We start from the raw sequence: 23244 nt of genomic DNA on the forward strand, positions 1-23244 counted from the left end.
TTATGCGCCGGCGGAATCGTTGTCGGGTTCCGACGACAGCGACTCTCTCCGAGAACCCCTCAGCTTCTCTCGAATCTTCGCTAGCCGCTCGGCCAGCTCGCGCTCGAAGCCGCGATCCACCGGCCGATAGTATTCGCGTTCGACGCCCAAATAATCTTGCGCGGCAACCGCGTCTTCGGCATTGTGGGCATATTCATAGCCTTCGCCGTGCCCCAAGCGCTTCGCGCCGGGATAATGGCGATCTCGCAAATGGACCGGAACCGGCAATAGCCGACCCTCGCGGACATCGGCCGTCGCCTCGCCGATCGCGATGGTCGCTGCGTTGCTTTTCGGCGCGCACGCCAGATAGGTTACCGCTTGGGCGAGTGTCAGCCGGCATTCGGGCAAGCCGACGAATTCGCAGGCTTGCATCGCGGCCACGGCCAGCGGCAGGGCATGCGGATCGGCGTTTCCCACATCTTCGCTCGCCAGGATCACGAGCCGGCGCGTGAGAAATCGCACTTCTTCGCCCCCTTCGAGCATTCGGGCCAGCCAGTAAAGGGCCGCGTCCGGATCGCTGCCGCGGATGCTTTTAATCAGCGCGCTGGCGGAATCGTAGTGGGCGTCGCCTTGGTTGTCGTATTCGACGGCCTTGCGCTGCACTGATTCTTCGGCCAGCGCTCGGGTGAAGCGCAGCGGCCGCTCGTTGCTCGACAACACGCCGACCTCGAGCGCGCTAAGCGCGCGGCGCGCGTCGCCATCGCTCACTTCCGCGAGAAACTCGAGCGCCTCGGGATCGAAATCGACGGCCTCGCGCCCCAGCCCGCGCTCGTGATCGACGAGCGCCCGGCGCAGCAACGTTTTGATCTCATCGACCGAGAGCGGCTTGAATTCGAAGACTCGGCTGCGGCTCACCAGCGCGCTATTGATGGCGAAGAACGGGTTTTGCGTGGTCGCACCCACGAGAATCACGATTCCCTCTTCCACGTCCGGCAACAGCACATCTTGCTGCGCGCGGTTGAAGCGATGGATTTCGTCGACGAACAGCAGCGTCTTCTGGCCGGCGGCGGCAAGCCGATCACGGGCTTCGTCGAGAATTTCGCGAAGCTCCTTCACACCGCTGGCCACGGCGCTGAGTTGCCGGAAGCGGCTCCGCGTCGCGCCGGCAAGCAAGCTCGCAAGCGTTGTTTTCCCGGTGCCCGGCGGGCCGTAGAAAATGACGGAGCCGAGCCGATCGGCGCCCAAGAGCCTGCGCAGCAATTTTCCTTCGCCGAGAAAATGTTCCTGGCCCACGAATTCATCGAGCGAGGTGGGGCGCATCCGGGCGGCCAACGGTTTGGCCGCCCGAAAATTCGCCCCCTCGGCCGCTTCGAAAAGTGACATAAATGCCGTTCTGATTCGTGTGATAACGGTTCTCGCCGCGGAGAGAAGGCGCAACAGAATTGTAGCGCCGAGCGGAGAGTAAAGCCATGTAAAGTCGCAGGCACATTCCGTGTGCCGTCGGCGCAACACAGCGGGCCGCGCAAAGAGCATCGCCGACGGCACACGGAGTGTGCCTGCAACGATGGGGCCGATCAAAGTTTGCGATGCGCGGCTTCAGAACAGTCGCATTTGGCCCGATGCAGATTGGGGGGAGCGGAACAGCGAGTGGTTGTAGTCGGGCAGGTTGCCGTCGAGATGGTGCTTGGCGGCAAAAACGCGGAACACTTTGCGGATCTGCTCGGCAATTTCGCCGCTGCCGCGCATCCGCTCGCCGAATTTCGAATCGTTGTATTTGCCGCCGTGCGTCGCCAGGATCAAGCCTTCGATCCGCTCGCGGGCCAGCGGCTGCGTGCGCTCGAGCCATTCCAAAAAAACCGGCTTCACCGTCAGCGGCAGGCGCAGCAGTGTGTAGGCCGCCGATTTCGCCCCGGCGTCCGCGGCAGCTTCCAACAGGGCGGGAATCTCGCGGTCGTTCAACCCAGGAATGATCGGCGCGGTCATCACCCGCACCGGCACTCCAGCCGCACTCAATTCTCGAACCGCCCGCAGCCGGGCCGCCGGCGTACTGGTGCGCGGTTCCATCGTGCGGGCCAATTCGGCATCGAGCGTCGTGATGCTGACCGAAACGTGCGCCAGGTTCATCGATGCCATTTGCCCCAGCAGATCGAGATCGCGCAGCACGAGCGCGTTCTTAGTGATGATGCCGATCGGCTGCCGTGCTTCGAGGGCCACTTCCAGACAGCCGCGCGTGATGCGAAACTGCCGTTCGGCTGGCTGGTAGCAATCGGTGACGCCCGACATGGCGATCGTTTCCGCCGTCCACTTCGGTCGCGTGAGAAACTGCCGCAAAAGCTCCGGTGCTTCGAGCTTTACCATCACGCGGGTTTCGAAATCCAGGCCCGCATTGAAGCCGAGATATTCGTGGCCCGGCCGGGCGTAGCAGTAGGAGCAGCCGTGGGAGCAGCCGCGGTAGGGATTCAAGCTGTAGCGAAACGAAATGTCGGGGCTGTCGTTCTCCGTCACGACCGATTTCGACTGATCGGCGAAATATTCGGTTTTGCAGCGATCCAGTTCGGCGAGCAGTTCTTCATCGTACGGGCATTGCTCGAGGTCCAATTCGAGTCGCACCGTCTCGAAGCGGTTCGGCACGTGCAGATGCGACCCGCGGCCTTTGGGATTCGGTTTTGGTGAATTGCGCGGCATTGAATATACTGTACATAAGTATCGATCGCGCGGCAAACGAAGAAGCCGATCGCTCGGGATGCAATTTCCTGCGGCATGCGATTTGCTTTTTGGCCGCGTGAGCCTTCCGGATCCAAAAACCTCGTCCCGTAGCGGAGCCATGCCATGGCGATCACCTCCGGCACACCGTGGGAAAGCCAACGCATGCCGCACTACCCGCGGCTGAAAAAAGGGGGGCATTTCGATGTGGTCGTGATCGGTGGCGGGATTACCGGGCTCTCGGCCGCTTTTTTTCTCAAACAGGCCGGCAAGAAAGTTTGCTTGCTCGAGCGGACCCACATCGGCTCCGGCGACACCGCCTGCACCACGGCCCATCTCACCTACGTGACCGATATCCGGCTGGCGAAATTGGCGAAAACCTTTGGCGAGCAACAGGCCCGCGCGTTCTGGCAGGGTGGAATTGCGGCCATAGACGCGATCGAAACGATTGCTCGCGAACACAATATCCGTTGCCAGTTCCGCCGGGTACCGGCATTTTTGCACGCCCAGTTGCACGGCAATCGCGGCGAAACGAAGCAACTCGAATACGAAGCGAATCTGGCCGGCAAGCTCGGCTTCGACGCCCGGTTTGTCAAATCCGCGCCGCTGGTCGACCGGCCCGGCATCTTGTTTTCCAATCAAGCGAAATTCCATCCGATGGCCTATCTCGCCGGATTGGCGAAGGCCGTGCATGGCGGCGGCTGTGTGATTTCCGCAGAGACGGAAGCCAAAGAAATCGAAGCCCATCCGCTTCGCGTGAAAAGCGAGGGGCTCGAAATCGACTGCGACTATCTGGTGATCGCCACGCACGTGCCGATGATGGGCATTACCGGACTGGTGAGCGCGACGCTCTTCCAAACGAAGCTCTATCCCTATTCGACGTACGCCGTCGGGGCCAACATTCCCCGCGGCAAGCTGGCCGAAATGAGCCTCTGGGACACGAGCGATCCCTATTATTACTTGCGAATCGACCGCGGCACGAAATCCGACTATGCCATCTTCGGCGGCGCCGACCACAAAACCGGCCAGGCCGAAGATACGAATGCGCCCTTCGACGATTTGATCCACACCCTCAAGCAGCTGTTGCCCGAGGCGGAAGTGGATCGCCGCTGGTCGGGGCAAGTCATCGAGACCAACGACGGCTTGCCCTTGATCGGCGAAACGGCGGAGCGGCAATTCGTCGCCACCGGTTTCGCCGGCAACGGCATGACGCTCGGCACGCTCGCCGGCATGATGGCTCGCGATGCGGTGATGAAATACGAAAACCCGTGGCAGAAGTTGTTCGCCGTCAATCGCAAGAAGCTGCGCGGCGGGGCCTGGGATTACTTGAAAGAAAACATCGACTACCCGTACTACTATTTGAAAGACCGGCTCGCGCCGGTCGAAGCGGATTCCACACGCGACGTGAAGCGCGGCAGCGGGCAGGTCGTGAAGATCGATGGCAAGCGGGTCGCCTGCTCGCGGGATGCGGCCGGCAAACTGACATCGGTGTCGGCAGTTTGCACTCACATGGGCTGCCTCGTGCATTGGAATTCTGCCGAGAGTTCCTGGGACTGCCCGTGCCACGGTTCGCGATTCAAGCCAGATGGGTCGGTGATCGCAGGCCCGGCAGAAACGCCGTTGGAGGCCGTGAAACTTCCTCCCGCGGCGAAGAGGCCAAAACGCGTTCCAAACACGAGCCCGAAGCGTTAGCGAGGGCGCCCCGCGGCTTGGGTTTACCTCGTTGTCCGGCGATTGGCCACGACTTTTTGCGGCGCTCCCTCGCTGACGCTTCGGGCTAGTGTGTCATCGCCGGAAGCGTTGGCGAGGGCGCTCCGCGGCTTGGGTTTACCTTTTTTGTCAGGCCATTGGCCACGGCCTTTTGCGGCGCTCCCTCGCTGACGCTTCGGGCTAGTGTTGTCGGCCGGCGAAAACGAGGGATACATTTTGTCCTTGCTAGCGCTGCGGGCTCGGGGAACAAAACTATCGCCCGAAGCGGAAGACGGCGGCCTCATCGTTCGGGCGACCGTGATATAAGTCGGCGATCAATTTCGCGGCGATCATGCTGAACGTGATGCCGTTGCCGCCATAACCGATTGCGAAATAGATGTTCGGCCGGCCAGCGGGCTTTCCGATATACGCCAGGCCATCTTTGCTTTCGCCGAAAGTGCCGGCCCATGCGAAGGCCGGCTCGAAACGGATCGCGGGAAACAGCTTTTTGAAACGCTTTTGCAGCGAGCTTGCTTTGCGCTCGACAAGATGGTCGCGCTCATGGTCGTTCGAAAACACGGTATCGGCGCCGCCGATCATCGCACGACCGTCGGGCGTTTGCCGGGCGTAAAAATAGGGTCGGGCAGTTTCCCAGATCAGCGATCCTTCGGGCCAGCCCGCGAAATCGGTGATCGGCTCGCTCACCAGCGCATAAGTGCTGTGCAAGCTCGCGGGCGGGTGCTTCAGATAACAGTGCGACTCATAACCGGTGGCGAAGACAATTTGCCGCGCCGCGACCAAGCCTTGGGACGTCTGCACCTGAACACACGCCGGGTGTTCGTCGGCATGCAGCATGGCGACGTGCGAATGGGCCCGCAGCCCGGCTCGCAGCGCTGCCTTCAGGAGCGCCTGTGTCAGCCGATAGGGATCGATCTGGGCATCTCCATGCGAGCGAATTGTCGCGGGCGAGCGAATCGAGCTGGCCGCGGACAACGCAGTTCGATCCAATAGTTCGACCTGGAAGCCATGCGATTTGCGGCAGTCGAATTCACGGCGCAAATGCCGTGTATGCCACCAGTGGCTGGCAAAATATAGGCTCGGCCGGCGGTTAAAACCGCAGTCGTCGCCGAGTTCTTGGGTGAGCAGTTCGATTTCGTCGATTGCCGACAGGCCGCGGCGATATGCCTGAACGGCATTTTTTTCGCCGACCTTGGCGATCAGGTCCACCAGGGGTGTGTCGACTTCGTATTGCAGCAAGCCGGTGCTGGCGGCAGTGCTCCCAGTTCCCAAGTCGCGACGATCGATCAGCAAGGTGTCGATGCCCTCTTTCACCAGCCGGTGCGCGATGAGCGCGCCGGTGATTCCGCCGCCGACGACCAACACCTCGCACTTCGCGTCGCCGGCCAGGGGCGGGGCCGCCACCGGGGGCGGCCCGCTCGCTTGCCAAAAAGATATTCCGGAGCGAAGTGACATGCGGTATGGCCGAGATAGTTGTACGAATAGAACCCGAATTGACGAGCCGGCGGCTACCTCGGGCAGAACTTCAAACAAACACGCTCAGCAACAACGCGATCGAGCAAATCGTCATGACGGCAGTGATTGACACGCCCAAGATGTTTCCCAGCCGCCCGTTGCAATATTTTCCCATCACGTCTCGATTGTTGGCCACCAGCAGGATGAAGATCATCAGCGGCGGGGCGGCGATACCGTTGAGCACGGCGGTGTAATACAGCATTTTGAACGGCGGGATCGCGGTGAAGTTCACCATCAAGCCGAGCAGCGTGGCGAGCGTGATAATGCCGTAGAAGCCGTGCGCCTGGAAAAAGGTCTTGTATAACCCCGCCTTCCACCCGGCTGCTTCGGCAATCGCATATGAGGCCGAGCCCGCCAGCACTGGAACCGCCAGCAGGCCGGTGCCGACAATGCCGAGCGCAAAGATGATGGAAGCGTAGTGTCCGGCCAATGGCCGCAGGGCTTCCGCAGCCTGAGCGGCGGTGTCGATCGAAGTAATGCCATGCTTGCCGAGCGTGGAGGCAGTCGTGGCGATGATGAAAAATGCGATCACGTTGCTAAACGTCATGCCGATGGCCGTGTCTTGGCGGCCGCGGCGGATATTGCGCTCGTCGAAGCGTGGCTTGCCGCGCTCCATCGACTTGAGCCGCTTTTGGTCGATGGCTTCTTCGACCTCTTGATTGGCTTGCCAAAAAAACAGGTACGGAGAGATCGTCGTGCCGATAATCGCAACGATGTTGAGCAGATAGTCTTTGGAAAGCGAAACCTGGGGAACGAGCGTCGAGCGGATCATCTCCCCCCACGGATGCCGCACGACGAACATCGTCAGCACGTAAGCCAACAGCGAAAGGGTGAAGTATTTCAGAACACGCGCGTAGGTGTGGTAGGAGACGAACACTTCCAGCAGGAGCGTGATGAACGTTATGCCGAAAATCCAGACCGCCAACGATCCGCCGGCAATCAATTGCGCCGCTGCGCCCATCGCGCCCAAGTCGGCCCCGATGTTGACCGCGTTCGCCACTAAGAGCAGGCTGACGGCGATATAAAGGATCTTGCGCGAGTAATGTTTCTTAATGACCCCGGCCAGCCCCCGGCCACTGACCATGCCGATTCGGCCGCACATCTCCTGAATGGCGATCATGAACGGCAGCGCGAACAGCATCGTCCAGAGCTGGCTATAGCCGAACTGAGCGCCGGTTTGCGAATAGGTGCCAATGCCTGATGGATCGTCGTCGGCCGACCCGGTGATGAAGCCCGGACCGAGGATTTTGATAAGCTTGCGGACCCGGTTCATGCGTGCCCCGCTTGCTGCTTCAATTGGCGACGGAGAAAGGCAAGCAGGGCGGCCTCTTCAGCCGAACGCGATCGGCGTTTGGTTTTGCGCCGTGCGCCGCCGGCCGCGGTCGCGCCGTTCGAATCGGCAATCGTCGCCGGCCGGGCCAGGTACGCTGCGATCACGGCGGGATGGATATAACATTTGCGGCAGACGCTTGCGGTGTTGCCGAGCCGCGCGGCAACCGATTTCACCACGGCCACGACCGCACGGTCGGCCCGCGCGGGCGACGCACACGGCCCTTCGCACTCCAAGCCTCGGGAGGCGAGAATCGTGGCGGCCCAAGTGCGAAAATCCTTGGCCGTAAAATGTTCGCCGGTAATCTCGTGCAGGTATTCGTTCACGTCGGCGGAACCGATCGGCCGCGGCTTGCCGTCGTCGTCGAGATACTCGAACAATTCTTGGCCGGGCAAATCCTGACAGCGCTTCACGAGCCGCGCCAAGCGGGGATTGGAGATGTCGACTTCATGTTCCTTTCCGCTTTTCCCTCGAAAGCGGAAGCGAATCATCGAGCCATCCACCTCCGCGTGGCGATTGCGAAACGTCGTCAGGCCGAATGATCCGTTCGAGCGGGCATACTCGTCGTTGCCGACTCGAATCAGCGTGGTTTCCAGCAAGCGCACCAATGCGGCTTGCACTTTCTGCCGCGGCATGCCCGGCAGGGCCAAATCGCGGCCGACCCGTCTGCGAATGCAGGGAAGCGCGGAGCCGAATAGAATCATGTGCGCGAACTTGGCTTCGTCGCGCACCGTTCGCCAGCGCGGATGGTAGATGTATTGCTTTCGTCCGCGTGCGTCGCGGCCGGTCGCCTGGATGTGTCCGCGCGCCGAGGGACAAATCCAGACCTCATTCCATGCCGGCGGGATCACCAGCGATTGAATTCGAGCCAGTGTGGTAGAACTGCGGATAGGGTGGCCGGTCGGGCTGAAGTAATGAAAGCCCGCCCCGGCGCGCTTTCTTTGAATGCCGGGCCGCTCGTCGCTAACATATTCGAGCGACGCGGCGCTGGCAGCCTGTTGGGGCTGTTCGAGCAGATCGAGCGCCGGTGAACGACCGCGGTTGCCACGCTGTTTCGCCATTCGATTTCATTACCGGTAAGCCATTGAGAACGCCGCCAATTGTCGCCGAGCTGGTGCGATCCCTTGGTGGCAACTCTTATGCCGCGTGCGTTTGAGAGGCTAGAAACCTGTGGCATCGGGCGCAAAAATTGCTTTGGATTGCGAAGCCGATGGAAAAAACGCCCAGGGGGAACGAAATCATGGTCGCCGTCAGCAAACGACGAAAATTGAAGAAGTCCGCTCCGAAATCCAAGTTTCGCGCGAGTTGGCGAGGGCAATTGCGGTTCGGCCTTGTGTCGTTCGAGGTGCAAGCCATCAATGCCGAAATCAAGGAAAACGCGGAGGTCCATTTCCACCTGCTCCATGCCCCCGACCGGCAGCGGATCCACTACGCGAAAATCTGTCCGGAACACGGCGAAGTCGCCAACAAGGAAATCGTGGAAGGCTATGAGATTGCCAAAGGCCAGTATGTCGAGTTCGACAAGGAAGAACTCGATGCCCTGCGAACCGATCGCGAAAAAGCGCTGACGATCGACGCCTTCGTGGCCACGGACGAAATCGATCCGATCTATTTCGACGGACGGATGTACTACCTCATGCCCGCCGGCGGCGGCGCGGGCGAGCCATACGCACTGCTCGAAGCAGCGATGGAACGCAAGAAACGCTGGGGTGTCGGACAGGTCGTGTTTTCGGGCCGCGAACAATTGGCGCTCGTCCGGCCGTATGGCGGAGTGCTCACGATGGCGATGCTCAACTACGACGCCGAAATCCGCAAACCGTCGGAAATTAAAGGCGAATTCACCCAAGCCAAAACGGAACCGCGAAAATTGAAGCTGGCCGACGAACTTGTGAGCGAATGGCAGACGGGCGATTTCGATTTCAGCCAATATCACGACCGCTATCGCGAAAAAATCAAACAGGCCATCGAGGCCAAGCGCAAAGGAGAAGAAATCCGCCCGCCCGAGGAAGAGCCCCGCGAGGTGATCAATCTCATGGATGCGCTAAAGCAGAGCGTCGCCCGCGCTGGCGGCCATGCGAAGAAATCGTCGGGCGGCTCGAAATCGGCCGAGCCCAAACGCAAATCGCGCACGCCGCGTCGCCGGCGAGCATGAGCGGGACGCCGTGAAGCTTGAGGCTAAGTGTCGGCAGGCTGGAAGCTGCGGCTTTCCCTTGCCACGCTTGATCTCGAAACACTAGCCCGAAGCGTTAGCGAGGGTTTTTTTTGACAGACGAAGCAGGCTACGCCCGACTAACGCCGCCGGTCGATGTCTTGAGACAAAGCCCCGTCGATCACTTTGCTCGCGACGCATCGGGCACTTCGAAGTCGTGGAAGCGATGCGATTCGTAGGCGGCCAGTTTGTCGCCCTCCTGCCGAGCCACGTAGGCGGCCATGCCCGGCAAGCGGTCGACGAGCGCGATTCCTGCCTTCGGCCCCATCACGCCGAGGGCCGTGCCCATGCCGTCGGTTGCGGTGCAATCGGGACCGACGATCGTCGTCGAACTGTGAACGGTCAGGGCGATCCCGGTATGTGGGTTGACGACGTGTGAATAGCGCTTGCCGTCGATCACGGCATGCTGCAATTCATCGCCCGAGGTGGACACGCCGACGTTGCTCACCAGCAAATGCCGGCTCGCGGGCCCCGTCGCATCGAGCGGAGCGACCGCGATGATCCAGCCGGCTTTTCCGGGCGGCGGATCACCGATGCTGATATCGCCGCTGCCGGCCACAAGCGCTCGATTGATTCGCCGGGCTCGCAACACGGCCAGCGCGGCATCGGCCGCATAGCCCTTCGCGATCGCCCCTAGATCGAGGCTCATATTCGGCTTCACAAGCCGCACGGTGTGATGGGCGGAATCCATGTCGAGATTCTTGTAGCCCACCGCTTCGCGGGCGGCGGCCAGATCGTCGGGCGGAGGAAGCTTGCCGCTGCGTCGCGCACGGCGCCACAGCCGTGTGAGCGGGCCGACCGTAACATCGAACGCCCCGTCGGTGGCTTCCGATTTCGCTCGGGCGCGCACGAGCACGCGCCACAGGTCATCGCTCACCGCAACGCCCTTTGCCGCGGGAGCGGTGTCGCTCAAGCGGCACAATTCGCTGCCCGAGTCGTAATCGCTCATGATGCCGTCGATCTGTTTGACCCGCGCAAACGCCGCGCCGGCGGCTTGCTTGGCCGCAGCTTCGTCCGGTGCGTACATCACGATCCGAAAATTCACGGCCATGTGCATTTCCGTGAACTCGAACCGCTGGAGCGACGGCCGCGGCGCCGACCGCGACGCCGGCGGTTGGGCAACCAAATCAGCAGCGACGGAGAACGTCAGACTGGCCAATGCCAGAACCGCGAGTGGAAGGATGGATTTCATAGAATCGTGGGGCGATCTAGACGGAAGCGGCGAAATATCCATCGTAGCCTCCGCGGCACGCGGCAGCCAAACGCGCCGCGCGGGAGTTGTCTGCCGAGCAGCAGACGACTACCATCTTATTTGGCAGGCCTGGATGCCGCACGGCGATCTTTGGGGCGGCTGCCGATCGCAATTCTCCGAGCATGACGATGGCAATTGAATTCGCGTGTCCGAACGGTCACAAACTAAGCAGCCCGGATGAAAACGGCGGACGGATGGCGAAATGTCCCCGTTGTGGCGCGGCCACGCTCGTGCCGAAGCCCGGCGGATCCGGAAAAAATGTTCTCGCAGGCGATGCGTCCCAGGCCGGCGGCAGCGGCAAAGGGAGCGGCAAGGGAAGCGGCAAGGGAAGCGGAACGGCCGCATCGGATTCCGCAAAAGCAGCTGCCGGAGTCGCTTCCGAATCGGCCCTAAAACGGCAGGCGCGAGAGGCGGCCAACGGCGAGGCAGCGTCCGCTAACTCCCCGGGCACGGCCACCGCGAAATCCGCCGCCGGCGACGAACAAATCATGTTTCTCTGCCCAAACGGGCATAAGCTGAATGCCCCCAAGTCGCTGCAAGGCCACGCCGGGCAGTGCCCGCATTGCAAGGCCACATTCCGCATTCCAATGGTCGATGAAGCTCCGGCCGCCGAAAGAGCCGGCGGCCCGAGCGAAATCGACGAATTCGCCGCCTTTGAAAAAGGATTGCTCGAAGCTTCGGGCGACAATGGGCATGCCGCGGAAGGCTATGATATGCTGAGCGCGGTATTGTCCGACCCGCCGGCAGCCGGCGGGTCATTGATTGGCCGCAACGAAGCGATTCCCGCTGGCGCCCATCCGCTTGCCCGGCTCGTCGCTCGGCTTTGGAGCGAGCGGGAGCATGGCGGAATCGTCGAGCTGCATCTGACCGGGGGCGCGCTGCTCGTGCCCGAATGGTTCGACATGAAGCTGTCGCACGACAGCCATGGGCTTTTCGCCGTTCAAGCGGCCGACGGCTCCGTGACGATGACGATCGTTGCGTGGGATTCGGTGCAGCGCGTCGTGGTGCGCGGCGTGATCGGCCTACCCGACGGGCTGTTCGAATAGATCGCCAGGGAGCCTTCGCAGCGCCTTTTCGCAGCGCCTCTTCGCAGCGCCTCTTCGAGCGCTCATTCGTCTTGCGTCAGATCGGCTTCTGAAATCATCGAGAAGCCTTTGTCGGCGAGCGTGTCTTGCCCCATCTCGATATTGTCGACCATCAGGGCAACGGCGGGCCGACCGTGCGGTCGAACCAGAATCGGATAGGCCTGGATAATATTCACCTCGGCTTGCAGCAGCGCGGTGCAAACATGCAATAGGGCCTGATCGCCGGCCGGAAGTTCGACGCCGATCAGGTCGCTTTCGATGAGCGCCAAGCCGGCCCGTTCGAGAATTTCCCGCCCCTGTTCGGGGTGGCTGAGCAGGAAACGAACGAATGCACACTCGGCGGAGTCGGTGATCGAGAGAGCCACGATCCGCACTTTGCTACCTTCGAAGCGGCGGATCACCTCGAGCAGCCGGCCCACACGATTTTCGAGAAAAACAGTGAATTGACGAATCGACGGATAATTGCGCCCGCGCATTGTCGCAAAGCCGGTTCCCGTTCCTTCGCCAATACTCATGACTGCGGGTAACCTCGGGAGAGCAAAATCGAATCGGGCCAGTTACTAACGACGGCCTGATTGTATGGCGGCCAGCGCTTTGCCGTCAACATAATCGGCGGCCCCTCTGCCGGATCATCCCTAGCGAGCCGCCTGCGAGCCGGTTCCAATTACATCGTGCTGATCTTGATGTAGCGAGCCAGATCGGGAAGCATCGTAACGCCAAGAAATGCCAAGAAGCCCAAACACATGAATCCAATTATCCGAGTCATATTGCAAACTCCTTCTGTCAAGAAAAACCGCGGGCAAAATCATTCTATACGAAAGCCATCAAGACTTGGCCCGGAAAATGCAATTCCTGCGCCAAAACCCTTATTCGCCCAAAACGGACTCGCATCAACGATTCGATCCCTCGTGCGCTCTGAACTTCCGATTTCCCTTCACTCATGCTGGCCAGATCGCATCCATCCCGCGGCCAGCGAAACGTGAACGCCACTCCCTTCCCTTTCGGGCACGCAAACGATGAGCCCTAAACCAGAGGCTCCGCCGCGAACATCCGACGAGCCGGATAATCGCAGGCGCCCCGAACCGACGAACAAAATCGTCGAAATGCCCGAGCGCCCCAGCGACCGCGATCCAAAAGACGAAGCAGATCCTGAAGTCCGCGCCGCCTCGGAATTGCCCGAAGAACCCCTGGAAGAACCGCAAAAGCCGTATCGCCAAATCCTCCTCAATGAACTGAACACCGGCTTGGAAGAATTTCACCGCCCGTCGCTGGGCTTGCTTCTCTCTTCGTTGTCGGGCGGGCTGGATGTCAGCTTTAGCCTGCTGTTGATGGCGGCAATGCGGACCGTCGTGCGGCACGATTTTTCCCAAGCCCTGACGACCCTGCTGGTCGCGAATATGTATGCGATCGGATTCATCTTCGTCGTAGTCGGGCGGTCGGAACTGTTCACCGAACATACATCGCGGGCGATGTTTCCCGTGATGAGCGGCTATGCCGGATGGGGATCGCTCGCCCGGTTGTGGACGTTGGTGTATCTCGGAAATATGGCGGGCGTGATGGCGTTTTCGGCCTTGCTGGCCTACGCCGGGCCGCCGCTCAAGATCATCGATTCAGTCGGCTTCGCCGCGATGTCTCGACCCCTGCTCGAACGAACGTGGCTTTTGACGCTGATCGCCGCGGGGCTTGCCGGTTGGCTGATGGGGCTGCTGGCGTGGCTGGTTTCCGCCTGCCGCGACACGGTAAGCCAGATCGTGATCGTGTGGATCGTGACCTCCGCAATCGGATTGGTGGGCTTGCCGCACGCAATTGTCGGGGCCGGCGAGGTGCTTGTGAGCGTGTTCGCCGGACAAGACACGACGTGGGGCGAATTTTTTCCATTCCTGCTTTGGACCACCATCGGCAACGGACTCGGCGGCATCATCTTCGTGGCCGGCCTGAAATACAGCCACTCGACCCGCGGAAGCGAATCTTCCGAGACCGCCGGTGTTTGACGAGGCTATCGCTGCCTCCGGCGGGCGTACAAGCGTTGCAAAATTGGTTCGCGCTTCTCACCGGCAAACTGCGCTTGCCAGTGGCACACGCGCGTCGGTGTGCCACTGGCCGGCGAAGTCGGCCAGTGCGAGCGCCGTTGGGCCTAAACTCCTGAAGAGTAATGCCGGTCGAGATGCTCATCCGCCGACCGGGCTCGGCTCTTTTTTCTGAGTTTCAGCCATCTGCTGCGAAATCGCCGCGGAAAGAGCGGCCGGATCGGATGTGCTGGAGGCGAGTTGCTCGACGGCGTGGCAGCGCACCTTGTGGCCCGCGAAATCCAGTTCCCTCGGAGGCGTCGTGCGGCAGATGTCCATCGCCAACGGGCAACGAGGATGGAAACGGCAGCCCGAGGGCGGATTGATCGGGCTGGGAACATCGCCTTGCAACACGATTCGCTTCCGCCGCCGCGCCGGATCCATCGTGGGTATCGCCGAGAGCAGCGCTTGCGTATAGGGATGCAGCGGCTGGCCATAAAGCCGACTGCTCGGAGCGGTCTCGACAATTTCCCCCAGATACATCACTGCGACGCGGTCGGAAATATATTGCACGACCGACAAATCGTGCGAAATGAACAGATACGTCAGCTTGAACCGCTCGCGCAAATCGACGAGCAAGTTGATAATCTGCGATTGAATCGAAACATCCAAGGCCGAAATCGGTTCGTCGAGCACCAAGAATCGGGGATGCAACGCCAGTGCCCGGGCGACACTGAGCCGCTGCCGTTGGCCGCCGGAAAACTCGTGCGGGTAGCGGTTCATGTAGCGCGGGTCGAGGCCGACTTGCTCGAGCGTTTGCCGCACTTTCTCGGCGCGGTCGGCTCGATTGCCCACGCCGTGCACCACCAGCCCTTCTTCGACGATGCTTTGCACCGTCATGCGTGGATTGAGCGAACCGAACGGATCCTGAAAAACGATTTGCAGGTTCCGCCGCAGGTCGCGCAGGTTGCGGCCTCGCAGATGGGTGACATCGTGCCCTTCGAAGCGGATCGCCCCGGCCGACGGCTGCAAGAGCCGCAAAAGCGTGCGGCCGGCGGTCGTTTTGCCGCAGCCGGTTTCGCCGACCAGGCCAAGCGTTTCACCCTCGGCGATCTGAAAGGAAATATCATCGACCGCCTGAACGTATCCGACGGTGCGCGACAACACGCCGCGGCGCACGGGAAAGTATTGCTTCAGGTGGATCGCTTCAACCAGCGGTGTCGGCATTTTTGGATGAGCTATTCAGGCGAGAGAGTTCGTCAACGTAGCAGGCATACTCCGTATGCCGTCTGCGCTCCGCGGTGCGTTGCGCACAACACGCCGCAGACGGCACACGGAGTGTGCCTGCTACGTTGGGGCAACGGCACACGGAGTGTGCCTGCTATAATCATTCAGCCGGGATGGTACGCCATTTGTCTTTGGTGCTTTCAAAATCGATCTCGCCGGCGAAATGGCAGCGCGCGAACTGGCCGGGCGTGATCTCGCGCAGCTCCGGCTCTTCCGTGCGGCAAATGTCCTGGCGATAGGGGCAGCGCGTGTGGAATTTGCAGCCGGAGGGAAAGTGCAGCGGACTGGGCACCATGCCCGGAATCGTGTTGAGCCGCTCGTGCTTGGATTTTCCAGGCTCCGGACGCGATTGAAACAGACCGACCGTATACGGGTGCAACGGCCGGGCGAACAACTCTTTCACCGCTGCCCGCTCGACGACCTTCGATGCATACATCACGGCCACTTCATCAGCCATTTCAGCGATGATGCCGAGATCGTGCGTGATCATCAAAATCGACATGCCCAGCTCGCTCTGCAATTGCCGCAAGAGATCGAGGATTTGGGCCTGGATGGTCACATCGAGGGCCGTCGTCGGCTCGTCGGCGATCAATAATGCCGGATGGCAGGAGAGCGCCATGGCGATCATCACGCGTTGCCGCATTCCGCCCGAAAGCTGGTGCGGATATTCATCGATGCGCCGCTCGGGGGCGGGAATTTTCACCTGGCGGAGCATTTCGACCGCTCGCTTGCGCGCTTCATGCCGCCCGACGCCTTGATGCAGCCGCACGGCTTCGGCAATCTGCTGCCCGACGGTGAACACGGGATTCAGCGAGGTCATCGGCTCTTGAAAGATCATGGCGATCCGGGCACCGCGAATCTTGCGCATTTCCGGCTCGTCCATTTGCGATAGCACGAGCGGGCGGCCGTCGGCATACATCGTGATCCGACCGCCGGCAATCCGGCCGGGAAACGCCACGAGCCGAATGACCGAAAGCGCGGTGACCGATTTTCCGCTGCCGCTTTCGCCGACCACGCCCAGCGTCTTGCCGCGTGGGATGCGCAGCGAAACATCATCAACCGCCTTCACCACGCCTTCGTCGGTGTGGAAATAGGTTTTGAGATGCTCGATTTCGATCAAGGCGTCGGACATGCGGGGGAAGCGTGAGGGTGAGAGGACGGAGGTCGGGAGGTCGGGAGGTCGGAATTCAAAAGACGGTTGCTGGCTCGCTTGCGGTTTCGCGGTTCCAACGCGCGAAACCGCAAGCGAGCGGCGGGCCGGGAACCAGTTTGTCAATCATATTCGCAGGCGGGGGTCCATGGCGTCGCGCAGGCCGTTGCCGACAAGATTGAAGACCGTGAGCGTGAAAAAGATGGCCAGCGAGGGGAACACGGCCATCCACCAGGAATGGTTGTTGTCGTAAGCCACGCGCAGCAGCGCGCCCCAACTTGGCTGACCCGGTTCGGCGCCGAAACCGAGCAGGCTGAGCGTCGCCTCGGTGACGATGGCCCCTGAAATGCCGAAGGGGATCGACACCAAGGCCGGCGAAAGCGAATTGGGCAAGATGTGTCGGAACAGCACGCGCCAATGCGACGCTCCGAGCGCTCGGGCGGCCAGCGTGTAATCAAGCGAGCGCTGCTTGAGCACTTCGCCGCGCGTCAGGCGCGCGATGCCGGTCCAGCCCGTGATGCCGATCACCACCATCGCGATATAAATCCGCTTGCCACCTTGCTCGCTGGCTTGCGCGCTTTGGCCGAGCAATGCGACGAGCGTCAGAATGAGAAACAGCGTGGGAAACAAGAGCACGATTTCGATGATCCGCGACAGGACCAAATCCATCAGGCCGCCGAAATAGCCCGCCACCGAACCGATGATGATGCCGATCGTCAGATAAATGCTGACGGCTACCACCCCGACCGTCATTGAAATCCGCGTGCCGTAGAGCATTTCGGTCAGCACATCTTCGCCGTTGAAATTCGTGCCGAGCCAGTGCGTATATTGCTCGTTGAATTTCGTGATTTTCTCGGGCGGATGCGGCGACAAATGGGGCGGCTGGAGCCGCGAGGGCAAATCGATTTCGGCCGGACCGAACGGCAACGGCGCGAACAGCCCGTGGTATTGCTGCGGGTTCTGCGACACGTCGGTGGGAAAATCCCGTTCGCCATACGGATCGCCCGGATGCAGCCCTGGGGTGTAGGCCACGGTCATCATCGCGGCCCAGACGACGAAGGCTTCGATCGCCACCAGCGCCAGCCGTTTACGCCCCGACCATCCGCCCAGCCACGCCGACCAATTGCTGAGAATCGCCACCAGGAGCCATGGCAGAAATCCCACCATCGCCATGTTGAACACGGTGTCGATGGCCTGCGACGGATGGAAGATGTGGTAGAACCACGGGTAAATCGTCTTTTGGCCGTCGTGGAACACGAACGGCACATTCGAGGCGATCAGCGGGGCAAAAATCGCCTGCAGCATCAAGCCGCCGACCAGCCACAGGCAAACGTAGGCCAGCCGATTCTTCTTGAATTGCCGCCAGACGATATCGAGATAGGCTTCTCCTTCCCTCATGCCGCGTCTCCCTTGCCGCCGAAGCTGATCCGCGGATCGACGACGACATAGAGAAAATCGGTAATCAGGAAGCTAATCAACGTGACGATCGCTTCGATGTAGAGCAGGGCCATCAGCGTCGGAATATCTTTCTGTTCGATCGATGTCAGCCCGAGGCGACCCATGCCGGGAATATTGAACAAAAATTCGACGAGCACACTGCCGCCGAGCAATTCCGGCAAGAAATTCGAGAACAGCGTGAGAATCGGGATCATCGCATTGCGCATCACATGCTTGACGATCACCTTCGGCCCCGACACGCCCTTGGCCCGCGCCGTGCGCACGTAGTCTTGATTGATCACGTCCAGCACGCTCGAGCGGGCATACATGGCCATGGCCGCCAGGCTGAAAAGCGACAAGCACACGACCGGCAAGAACGCATGCCAGAAATAGTCGAGCATGTAGGGCACGAACGACATCGCATCGGCGTTTTCCGAATGCAGGTCGAGCGCCGGAAACCATTTCAGATAATCGCCGTAGCAGAAAAACACCAGGAACATCATGCCGGCCACGAATGCCGGAATCGAATAGAGGATGAACAGTCCGAGCGAAATTCCCTTGTCGAGCGCTCGGCCGCGATACACGCCGCAAAGGATTCCCAGCGGCACGGCAATCAGATAAATCAGAAATCCCGACATGAACATCAGCGGCGCGGAAACGATAAAGGCTTCCCAAATCTTGCCGCCGACCGGTTCGCGAGTTTTTAGCGCCGATTCGCCGAAGTGAAACGTGACTAGCCGAACGACCATGTAGGCATATTGCGTGTCGGCTACGATGGCCCAAAGCTTCTTTCCCAGGCTGGGCTCGTATTCGGCTTGGTGCAGCTTGTAATGCTCCAACCAGACGGCCGTCGCTTCGTCGACGTCTTTCGCCGACGCGTCGATCGGCAAATCGTATTTGAGCGGCTCGGGGACAAGCTGCTTGAGAATCGTCGAAGCCGCGACTTTGTCGGCGAGCGTGCCCTGGCCCAACAGCCGTTCGGCAAAATAAGCCGGCGCGACCGGCAAATAATCGCTGTCGGCGATCTGGTCGATCTGGGCGAACAGATTGTCGCGCGAGATCACCATCTGCTTCATCGCTTCATCGAAATATTTTGTTGCCTCGGCGTCCGGCTTGGGCAACGACGCTCGATGGCGATTCCACCAGATGCGCCAAGCATCCATGATCGGCTGCGATTCTTCCTCGACCGGATGGATCGGATAGGTAAAGGCAAATGGCCGCGATACCATCCGCGCCAGGCAACGCACGGCGCCGATTCGCAGCGTCATATCCGATTGGGGATCGTCGAGGATCGCGATCGCCGGGCCGACGCCGACCGATCCGATATCGCTGCAAAAGGTGCTGACAAAATGCTCGATGAGCGGCGGCAGCCGTTCCCATTGATCGGGGTGCGCGAGCCGCGATTTGAAATCGGGAATCTTCAGCGACCGTAGAAATCTCAAGCGCTCGGCGGCCGGGGGATTCGCGGCCGGATCCTTTTCCGCCGCGGCAAGGTCTTTCAAATCGGCGCGAACCTGTTCGTTGGAGCGCGCTTCGTAGAACGCGGCGGCGCGGACGCTATCGCGATAATTGCGGAAGTAGCGGAAATTCAACACCAGCGGTTTGTCGAGATGCAGCTCGCGCTTGCGAAGCTCATACATCTCGGAGGTTTCGCCCCCTTGCGGGGCATTGCCGCTGCTCAACTGGTTCGCCACCGGATCGCCGGGGGCCAGTTGCATGATGCAGAACGAAACGATCGTGATTCCGAACAAGGTCGGAATCATGGCTAGCAAGCGGTGTACGAGATACGTGCCCATGCGGGGACTCGGCGCCCAAAAAGTCAATCGCGATTCACGGGCCGCGCGAGGCCGATCCGTGGTCCAAAGGGGTCGGGCACATTTTTCGGCGGAACGATCAATTCAGGTTCGGAACTCAGTGTGGCCGAAAAATGAGCCAGACCCCGCGCTTCATTCGCCCAGCATTCGCGGCTTCGTCGAATACCATTCTCGGATGTCGATGCAGGGTCGAATCTTGTAGAAGTTGACGTTCTTGAGCCGAGCGTCGTAGCCGGCCGTCGCCTTGTCCTCGAACAGAAACGTGTACGGTTGATCGTCGTAGATGATTCGATCGAACCTGCGATACAAATCGGTTTGCTTGGCGGGATCCATCGTCACGCGCAAGTCGGCGATGATCTTATCCGCTTCCGTGTTCTGATAGCCGATCGAATTCGAGCTGTTGGGCACCTCGGCCTGGCTGCTATCCCAAATCTGATAGGGATCGTCCTTCCATGCCATGGCCCAGCCGAGGATGACTGCGTCAAAGTCCTTCTTGTTCATCTTGTCCAGCATCAGCGACCACTTGGCCGGCATAATCTCGACACGCACGCCGATCCTGCGGCAATTATCCTTGAAGATCGTGGCGATGCTTTCGAAGCTGGGGCTGTCGGCAATAATCAGGAGCTGAAACGCCGCATCGACAGGCGAACCATCGATCGTTTTCTTGCGGATCGATTCCCCTTCGGGCACTTTCCAGCCCGCCTCGTCCAACAAGGCACGCGCCTTGTCCAAATCGAAATCGATCGGCTTCAGCGCGGGATCGTTGCTCGGGCTTCCAGGCAAGAACGGACCCGAGATTCGCGTGGCCAGGCCATGATAGATCGTTTGAATGATTTCATCGACGGGCACGGCATGGCTCATGGCCCAGCGAACCCGTTTGTCTTTGAAGAATTCGCGTTTTTCGTTGTAACCGATATAACGGTAGGCCGGATAATCGTAGGCGACGGGCTTGACCTTGCCGGCGACGACATTCGGATTATCCAGACTCTGGAAATACAAATCCTTTTCCGAAATGGCCGACCAGTCCAAGCGATTCTGCAACATTTCCTGGAGCGATGTGTTCGGGTTGCTGATGCAGCGATAGACCAACTTGCTGAAATAGAATGGTGCGCCCCAATAGTTGGGATTCCGCTCGAGCACGACGCGCTCGTTCTTTTTCCATTGCTTGAAGATCAGCGGACCGGTGCCGCACATCTGCTGATTGCACCAATGATGATTGAATCCCTTGGCGAATTCCTCCGACGAGACATCGAGCGAGATCCGATCGCCGTTGCGATCGACGGAGAACACGTGCCGTGGAATGATGGCGACGCCGAGCGTGAATTCGTCGGCTTGAAAATAGGGTTTTAGCCATTTGATTTTCACCGCATATTTGTCACCCGGCACAAGCGACACCTTGATCTTGTACGGATGCTCCTTGTCCGCGGCATCGTGGTCTTCGTAGTAGCTGCGCTGGGAGGCGTCTTCGATGTATTTGTTAAGAATCACGTCGAACGTGAATTTCACGTCGCGGGCGGTCACCTCGGTCGGCGGCAATTCCTTGCCGCTGGGCAGCGTGATCGGCTGCCATTTCACCCCCTTGCGAAGATGGATCGTGTATTCACGGTTCGCGGCGTCGTATTCCCATGATTCGGCCAGCATCGGCTTGAACACGTCGGGATTGCTGTATTCGCGTTCGGCCAGCGATTCGTAGACCTCGCGCATGAGCGCCTCGCTGACCGTGTCGTTGGCGGTGATCGGGTTGACCGTGTCCGGGTCGTCAGGATAAGCCAGCAGCAATGTGTCGTCGTCGACCGGAGCCCTTCCGCCGGGCGCGATCTCCCGGTTCGGCGCCGGCACGGGCGATTGGTTCATGAACCCGTTGCCCGGCTTTAGTGATGCCGCAGCGGCGCTCGGCTCATCGGCGATGGCAACGGAGCGATCCGTCGACGAGAAGAAGCCAACGGCCGCGATGATAGCGATTGCCAGCGTGCCGCCGGCCAGCCAAAGGCGAATGTTCATGTCGAAGAACCTCCGGAGTGAAGTCAGGTCGCCGGTTGCCTTAACAAACCTTGTCGGGATCGCCCGCCGCTGCTGCTTCGCCGAGTCGAAAACCAATGCTATGCCGTGCGCCCCAGAGCGTCAAGCGACAAGTTGTTTGCTCGCTTGCGTTTGGCGCTTGCCGAATTGTGACGTAGGTTTGCAACGACGGACTGCGCGACCGACGGATTTCGATTCGCGACAGGCCACGGCTCGCTTGACTACCAACGGTCGAGGACATTCGGATGACAAAGCATCTCTTGGCGATTGTGTTGGTCGGCGGGATGGGGATCGGAATTTCGGCTTCGGCCCGAGCAGAATCCGACGCCAAGCCGACAACGGCCACGGAAAAGCTCCCCACGCCGACGACCGAGGGCGAGCGGCATATGGAACGGGCCGCGCGCGATTTCAGAATCCGAACCTATCAGACGTTTCGCACCGATCGCGCCGAGTATGATCGTCGGCAGGCGCAGGCCGCCAAATTGCAACAGGACTGGGAAGCCGCAGGAAGCGAACAGGACGACCAACCTAAGTTGATCGAATGGTTCGAGCAGGCGACCGCTCGCACGTCGCTGGCGACCGATATGGCCGCCCAGTTGCCGCCACTGCCGACATTCGTCGCCAAACCCCCGAAGCAAAATGACGATAGCGCGGTCGCCGAAACAGGCGCCAAGACGCCGGCCGGTGAAGCTGACACGGTGAAACACGATGCGCATTGGCAATCGAAGTCAGCCGCTGCCTCCTCGACGGTGCCGATGGTAAAATCTCAAGCTGCGAAATCGGGCATCAAAGCGGTGAAAGCGACCATTCTCGGGTCGCCCAAGGAAAAAGCCGGCGGTCCGAATGCAGCGGCAAACGCGGCAATTCCCGGCATCTTCGGCGTCGATCTCGATCAAGCCCTCGACACGCTTTCGAAGAAACTGGCGCCCGCTTCGCAAGGCAAAGGTCGCTGAAGGTCGAGTTCGGCCCTCGGGTGGGTTGCGCGAAGCAGCACGTCGCCCAGCCACGAGATCACTTCGCCTTATCGCTCGAGGCGTCGAGCTTGAACGAATTCAAGAATCGTTCGGCGTCGGCCGAATAAGCGTCGGCGCTCGTTTCGGAATCGACCGTCACGTAGTAGTCGCCGTCGGGCACGATGAAGGTCCGCACGCGCATAAAAGCCTTGCCGGCGTCCTTCGTGTCTTTCTGATAGACTTGCTCGATCCCTTTGGCGTCGGCTAGCGCGATGCGTTTGGTTTTCAGACTGGTGTATCGCGAGTCGACCGGCAGGATCTGTTTTTCCAGCGAATCGAGCCGCGCGGCGATTTCACTGGAAGAATTGTGCTGCGCCGTGAACGTGACTTGGTAGGTAAGCCCATTCGAACTTCGGCATTCGAAATGATAGGTTTGGGGTGCGCCAGCGCCACCTTTTTCGATACCCTGGGGCTGCGTTACGTTGCCGGGAAAATCGGCTGAGAATCCGGCCTTCGAGTCGTGAAACGTCTTCCACGCCGCCGTTCCGCCGCCGCATCCCGCCACCATGAGCAGCGCCGCAATGCAGAAACTGGCGCAGCTTCGGCAGGATCCGGATAATCGGAACGATTGCCGTTCTATCGTGGCCAAGGCCGTTCTCCTCGAACGCGAGTAAGGTTTAATCCGCGGCGGCGTCGCTATCGACGGTTGGTAAGGCTCGGCCGAAAAATAACTTCCGCTTTTCGAACCCTCACCCTCCCGTCTGCCGCCCTTGGAGCCCGCAGCGCTGGCAAGGCAGA

Annotated in this window: 18 protein-coding genes; 5 read left to right on the top strand and 13 right to left on the bottom strand. The window is 60.4% G+C overall.

All coding sequences use genetic code 11. The annotated features are described in order from the left end of the window. Both VHX65_15015 and VHX65_15020 read right to left on the bottom strand, forming a co-directional pair. Positions 1-1362 carry a replication-associated recombination protein A gene (locus VHX65_15015; GenBank protein HEX3999859.1) on the bottom strand — a complete coding sequence of 454 codons (1362 nt, stop codon included), beginning with the start codon at positions 1360-1362 and terminating at the stop codon, positions 1-3. A 213-nt stretch (positions 1363-1575) separates the two neighbouring features. Beyond that, positions 1576-2664 (bottom strand): PA0069 family radical SAM protein, encoded by a 1089-nt coding sequence (locus VHX65_15020; GenBank protein HEX3999860.1) that lies wholly within the window; start codon positions 2662-2664, stop codon positions 1576-1578. A 144-nt stretch (positions 2665-2808) separates the two neighbouring features. Between VHX65_15020 and VHX65_15025 the strand changes: the two genes are divergently transcribed. After that, positions 2809-4374 (top strand): FAD-dependent oxidoreductase, encoded by a 1566-nt coding sequence (locus VHX65_15025; GenBank protein HEX3999861.1) that lies wholly within the window; start codon positions 2809-2811, stop codon positions 4372-4374. A 270-nt stretch (positions 4375-4644) separates the two neighbouring features. Here the strand turns inward: VHX65_15025 and VHX65_15030 are convergent, their stop codons facing one another. From VHX65_15030 to VHX65_15040, 3 genes are all read right to left on the bottom strand, one after another. Then, complete coding sequence (locus VHX65_15030; protein ID HEX3999862.1) at positions 4645-5844, bottom strand: FAD-dependent oxidoreductase; 1200 nt, start codon at positions 5842-5844, stop codon at positions 4645-4647. A gap of 70 nt (positions 5845-5914) precedes the next feature. Beyond that, complete coding sequence (locus VHX65_15035; protein HEX3999863.1) at positions 5915-7177, bottom strand: divalent metal cation transporter; 1263 nt, start codon at positions 7175-7177, stop codon at positions 5915-5917. Then, positions 7174-8295 (bottom strand): hypothetical protein, encoded by a 1122-nt coding sequence (locus VHX65_15040; GenBank protein HEX3999864.1) that lies wholly within the window; start codon positions 8293-8295, stop codon positions 7174-7176. The genes VHX65_15035 and VHX65_15040 overlap by 4 nt, the downstream gene beginning before the upstream one ends. A gap of 179 nt (positions 8296-8474) precedes the next feature. Between VHX65_15040 and VHX65_15045 the strand changes: the two genes are divergently transcribed. Further along, positions 8475-9386, top strand: a complete 912-nt coding sequence (locus VHX65_15045) for a Ku protein (protein ID HEX3999865.1) — start codon at positions 8475-8477, stop codon at positions 9384-9386. 178 nt (positions 9387-9564) lie between these two features. Here VHX65_15045 and VHX65_15050 read toward each other — a convergent pair whose 3' ends face one another. Next, positions 9565-10635 carry an FAD:protein FMN transferase gene (locus tag VHX65_15050; protein HEX3999866.1) on the bottom strand — a complete coding sequence of 357 codons (1071 nt, stop codon included), beginning with the start codon at positions 10633-10635 and terminating at the stop codon, positions 9565-9567. Between the two features lie 188 nt (positions 10636-10823). Here VHX65_15050 and VHX65_15055 point away from each other — a divergent pair, with 188 nt between their 5' ends. Then, positions 10824-11741: a hypothetical protein gene (locus VHX65_15055; GenBank protein ID HEX3999867.1), complete on the top strand. Its 918-nt coding sequence runs from the start codon at positions 10824-10826 to the stop codon at positions 11739-11741. Positions 11742-11803: 62 nt separating this feature from the next. Here VHX65_15055 and VHX65_15060 read toward each other — a convergent pair whose 3' ends face one another. Next, positions 11804-12295: an acetolactate synthase gene (locus tag VHX65_15060; protein ID HEX3999868.1), complete on the bottom strand. Its 492-nt coding sequence runs from the start codon at positions 12293-12295 to the stop codon at positions 11804-11806. Between the two features lie 501 nt (positions 12296-12796). On the opposite strand from VHX65_15060, the gene VHX65_15065 reads away from it, so the two are divergent. Beyond that, entirely contained in the window at positions 12797-13771 is a 975-nt protein-coding gene (locus tag VHX65_15065) for a formate/nitrite transporter family protein (protein HEX3999869.1), read from the top strand. Between the two features lie 177 nt (positions 13772-13948). Here the strand turns inward: VHX65_15065 and VHX65_15070 are convergent, their stop codons facing one another. From VHX65_15070 to VHX65_15090, 5 genes are all read right to left on the bottom strand, one after another. Continuing rightward, entirely contained in the window at positions 13949-15013 is a 1065-nt protein-coding gene (locus VHX65_15070; GenBank protein HEX3999870.1) for a dipeptide ABC transporter ATP-binding protein, read from the bottom strand. Between the two features lie 160 nt (positions 15014-15173). After that, positions 15174-16205 (bottom strand): ABC transporter ATP-binding protein, encoded by a 1032-nt coding sequence (locus VHX65_15075; GenBank protein ID HEX3999871.1) that lies wholly within the window; start codon positions 16203-16205, stop codon positions 15174-15176. Positions 16206-16349: 144 nt separating this feature from the next. Continuing rightward, a complete protein-coding gene (locus VHX65_15080; protein HEX3999872.1) occupies positions 16350-17621 on the bottom strand; it encodes an ABC transporter permease in 1272 nt (423 codons plus the stop codon). Next, a complete protein-coding gene (locus tag VHX65_15085; protein HEX3999873.1) occupies positions 17618-19423 on the bottom strand; it encodes an ABC transporter permease subunit in 1806 nt (601 codons plus the stop codon). Before VHX65_15085 ends, VHX65_15080 begins: the two co-directional genes overlap by 4 nt. Before the next feature lie 183 nt (positions 19424-19606). Further along, on the bottom strand, positions 19607-21475 hold the full coding sequence (locus VHX65_15090; protein ID HEX3999874.1) for an ABC transporter substrate-binding protein: 1869 nt from the start codon (positions 21473-21475) through the stop codon (positions 19607-19609). 263 nt (positions 21476-21738) lie between these two features. On the opposite strand from VHX65_15090, the gene VHX65_15095 reads away from it, so the two are divergent. After that, complete coding sequence (locus VHX65_15095) at positions 21739-22446, top strand: hypothetical protein (protein HEX3999875.1); 708 nt, start codon at positions 21739-21741, stop codon at positions 22444-22446. Positions 22447-22504: 58 nt separating this feature from the next. Here the strand turns inward: VHX65_15095 and VHX65_15100 are convergent, their stop codons facing one another. Then, positions 22505-23095, bottom strand: a complete 591-nt coding sequence (locus VHX65_15100) for a hypothetical protein (protein ID HEX3999876.1) — start codon at positions 23093-23095, stop codon at positions 22505-22507. Positions 23096-23244 lie beyond the last annotated feature (149 nt).

This window comes from Pirellulales bacterium (assembly GCA_036267355.1).
GTDB lineage: Bacteria > Planctomycetota > Planctomycetia > Pirellulales > DATAWG01 > DATAWG01.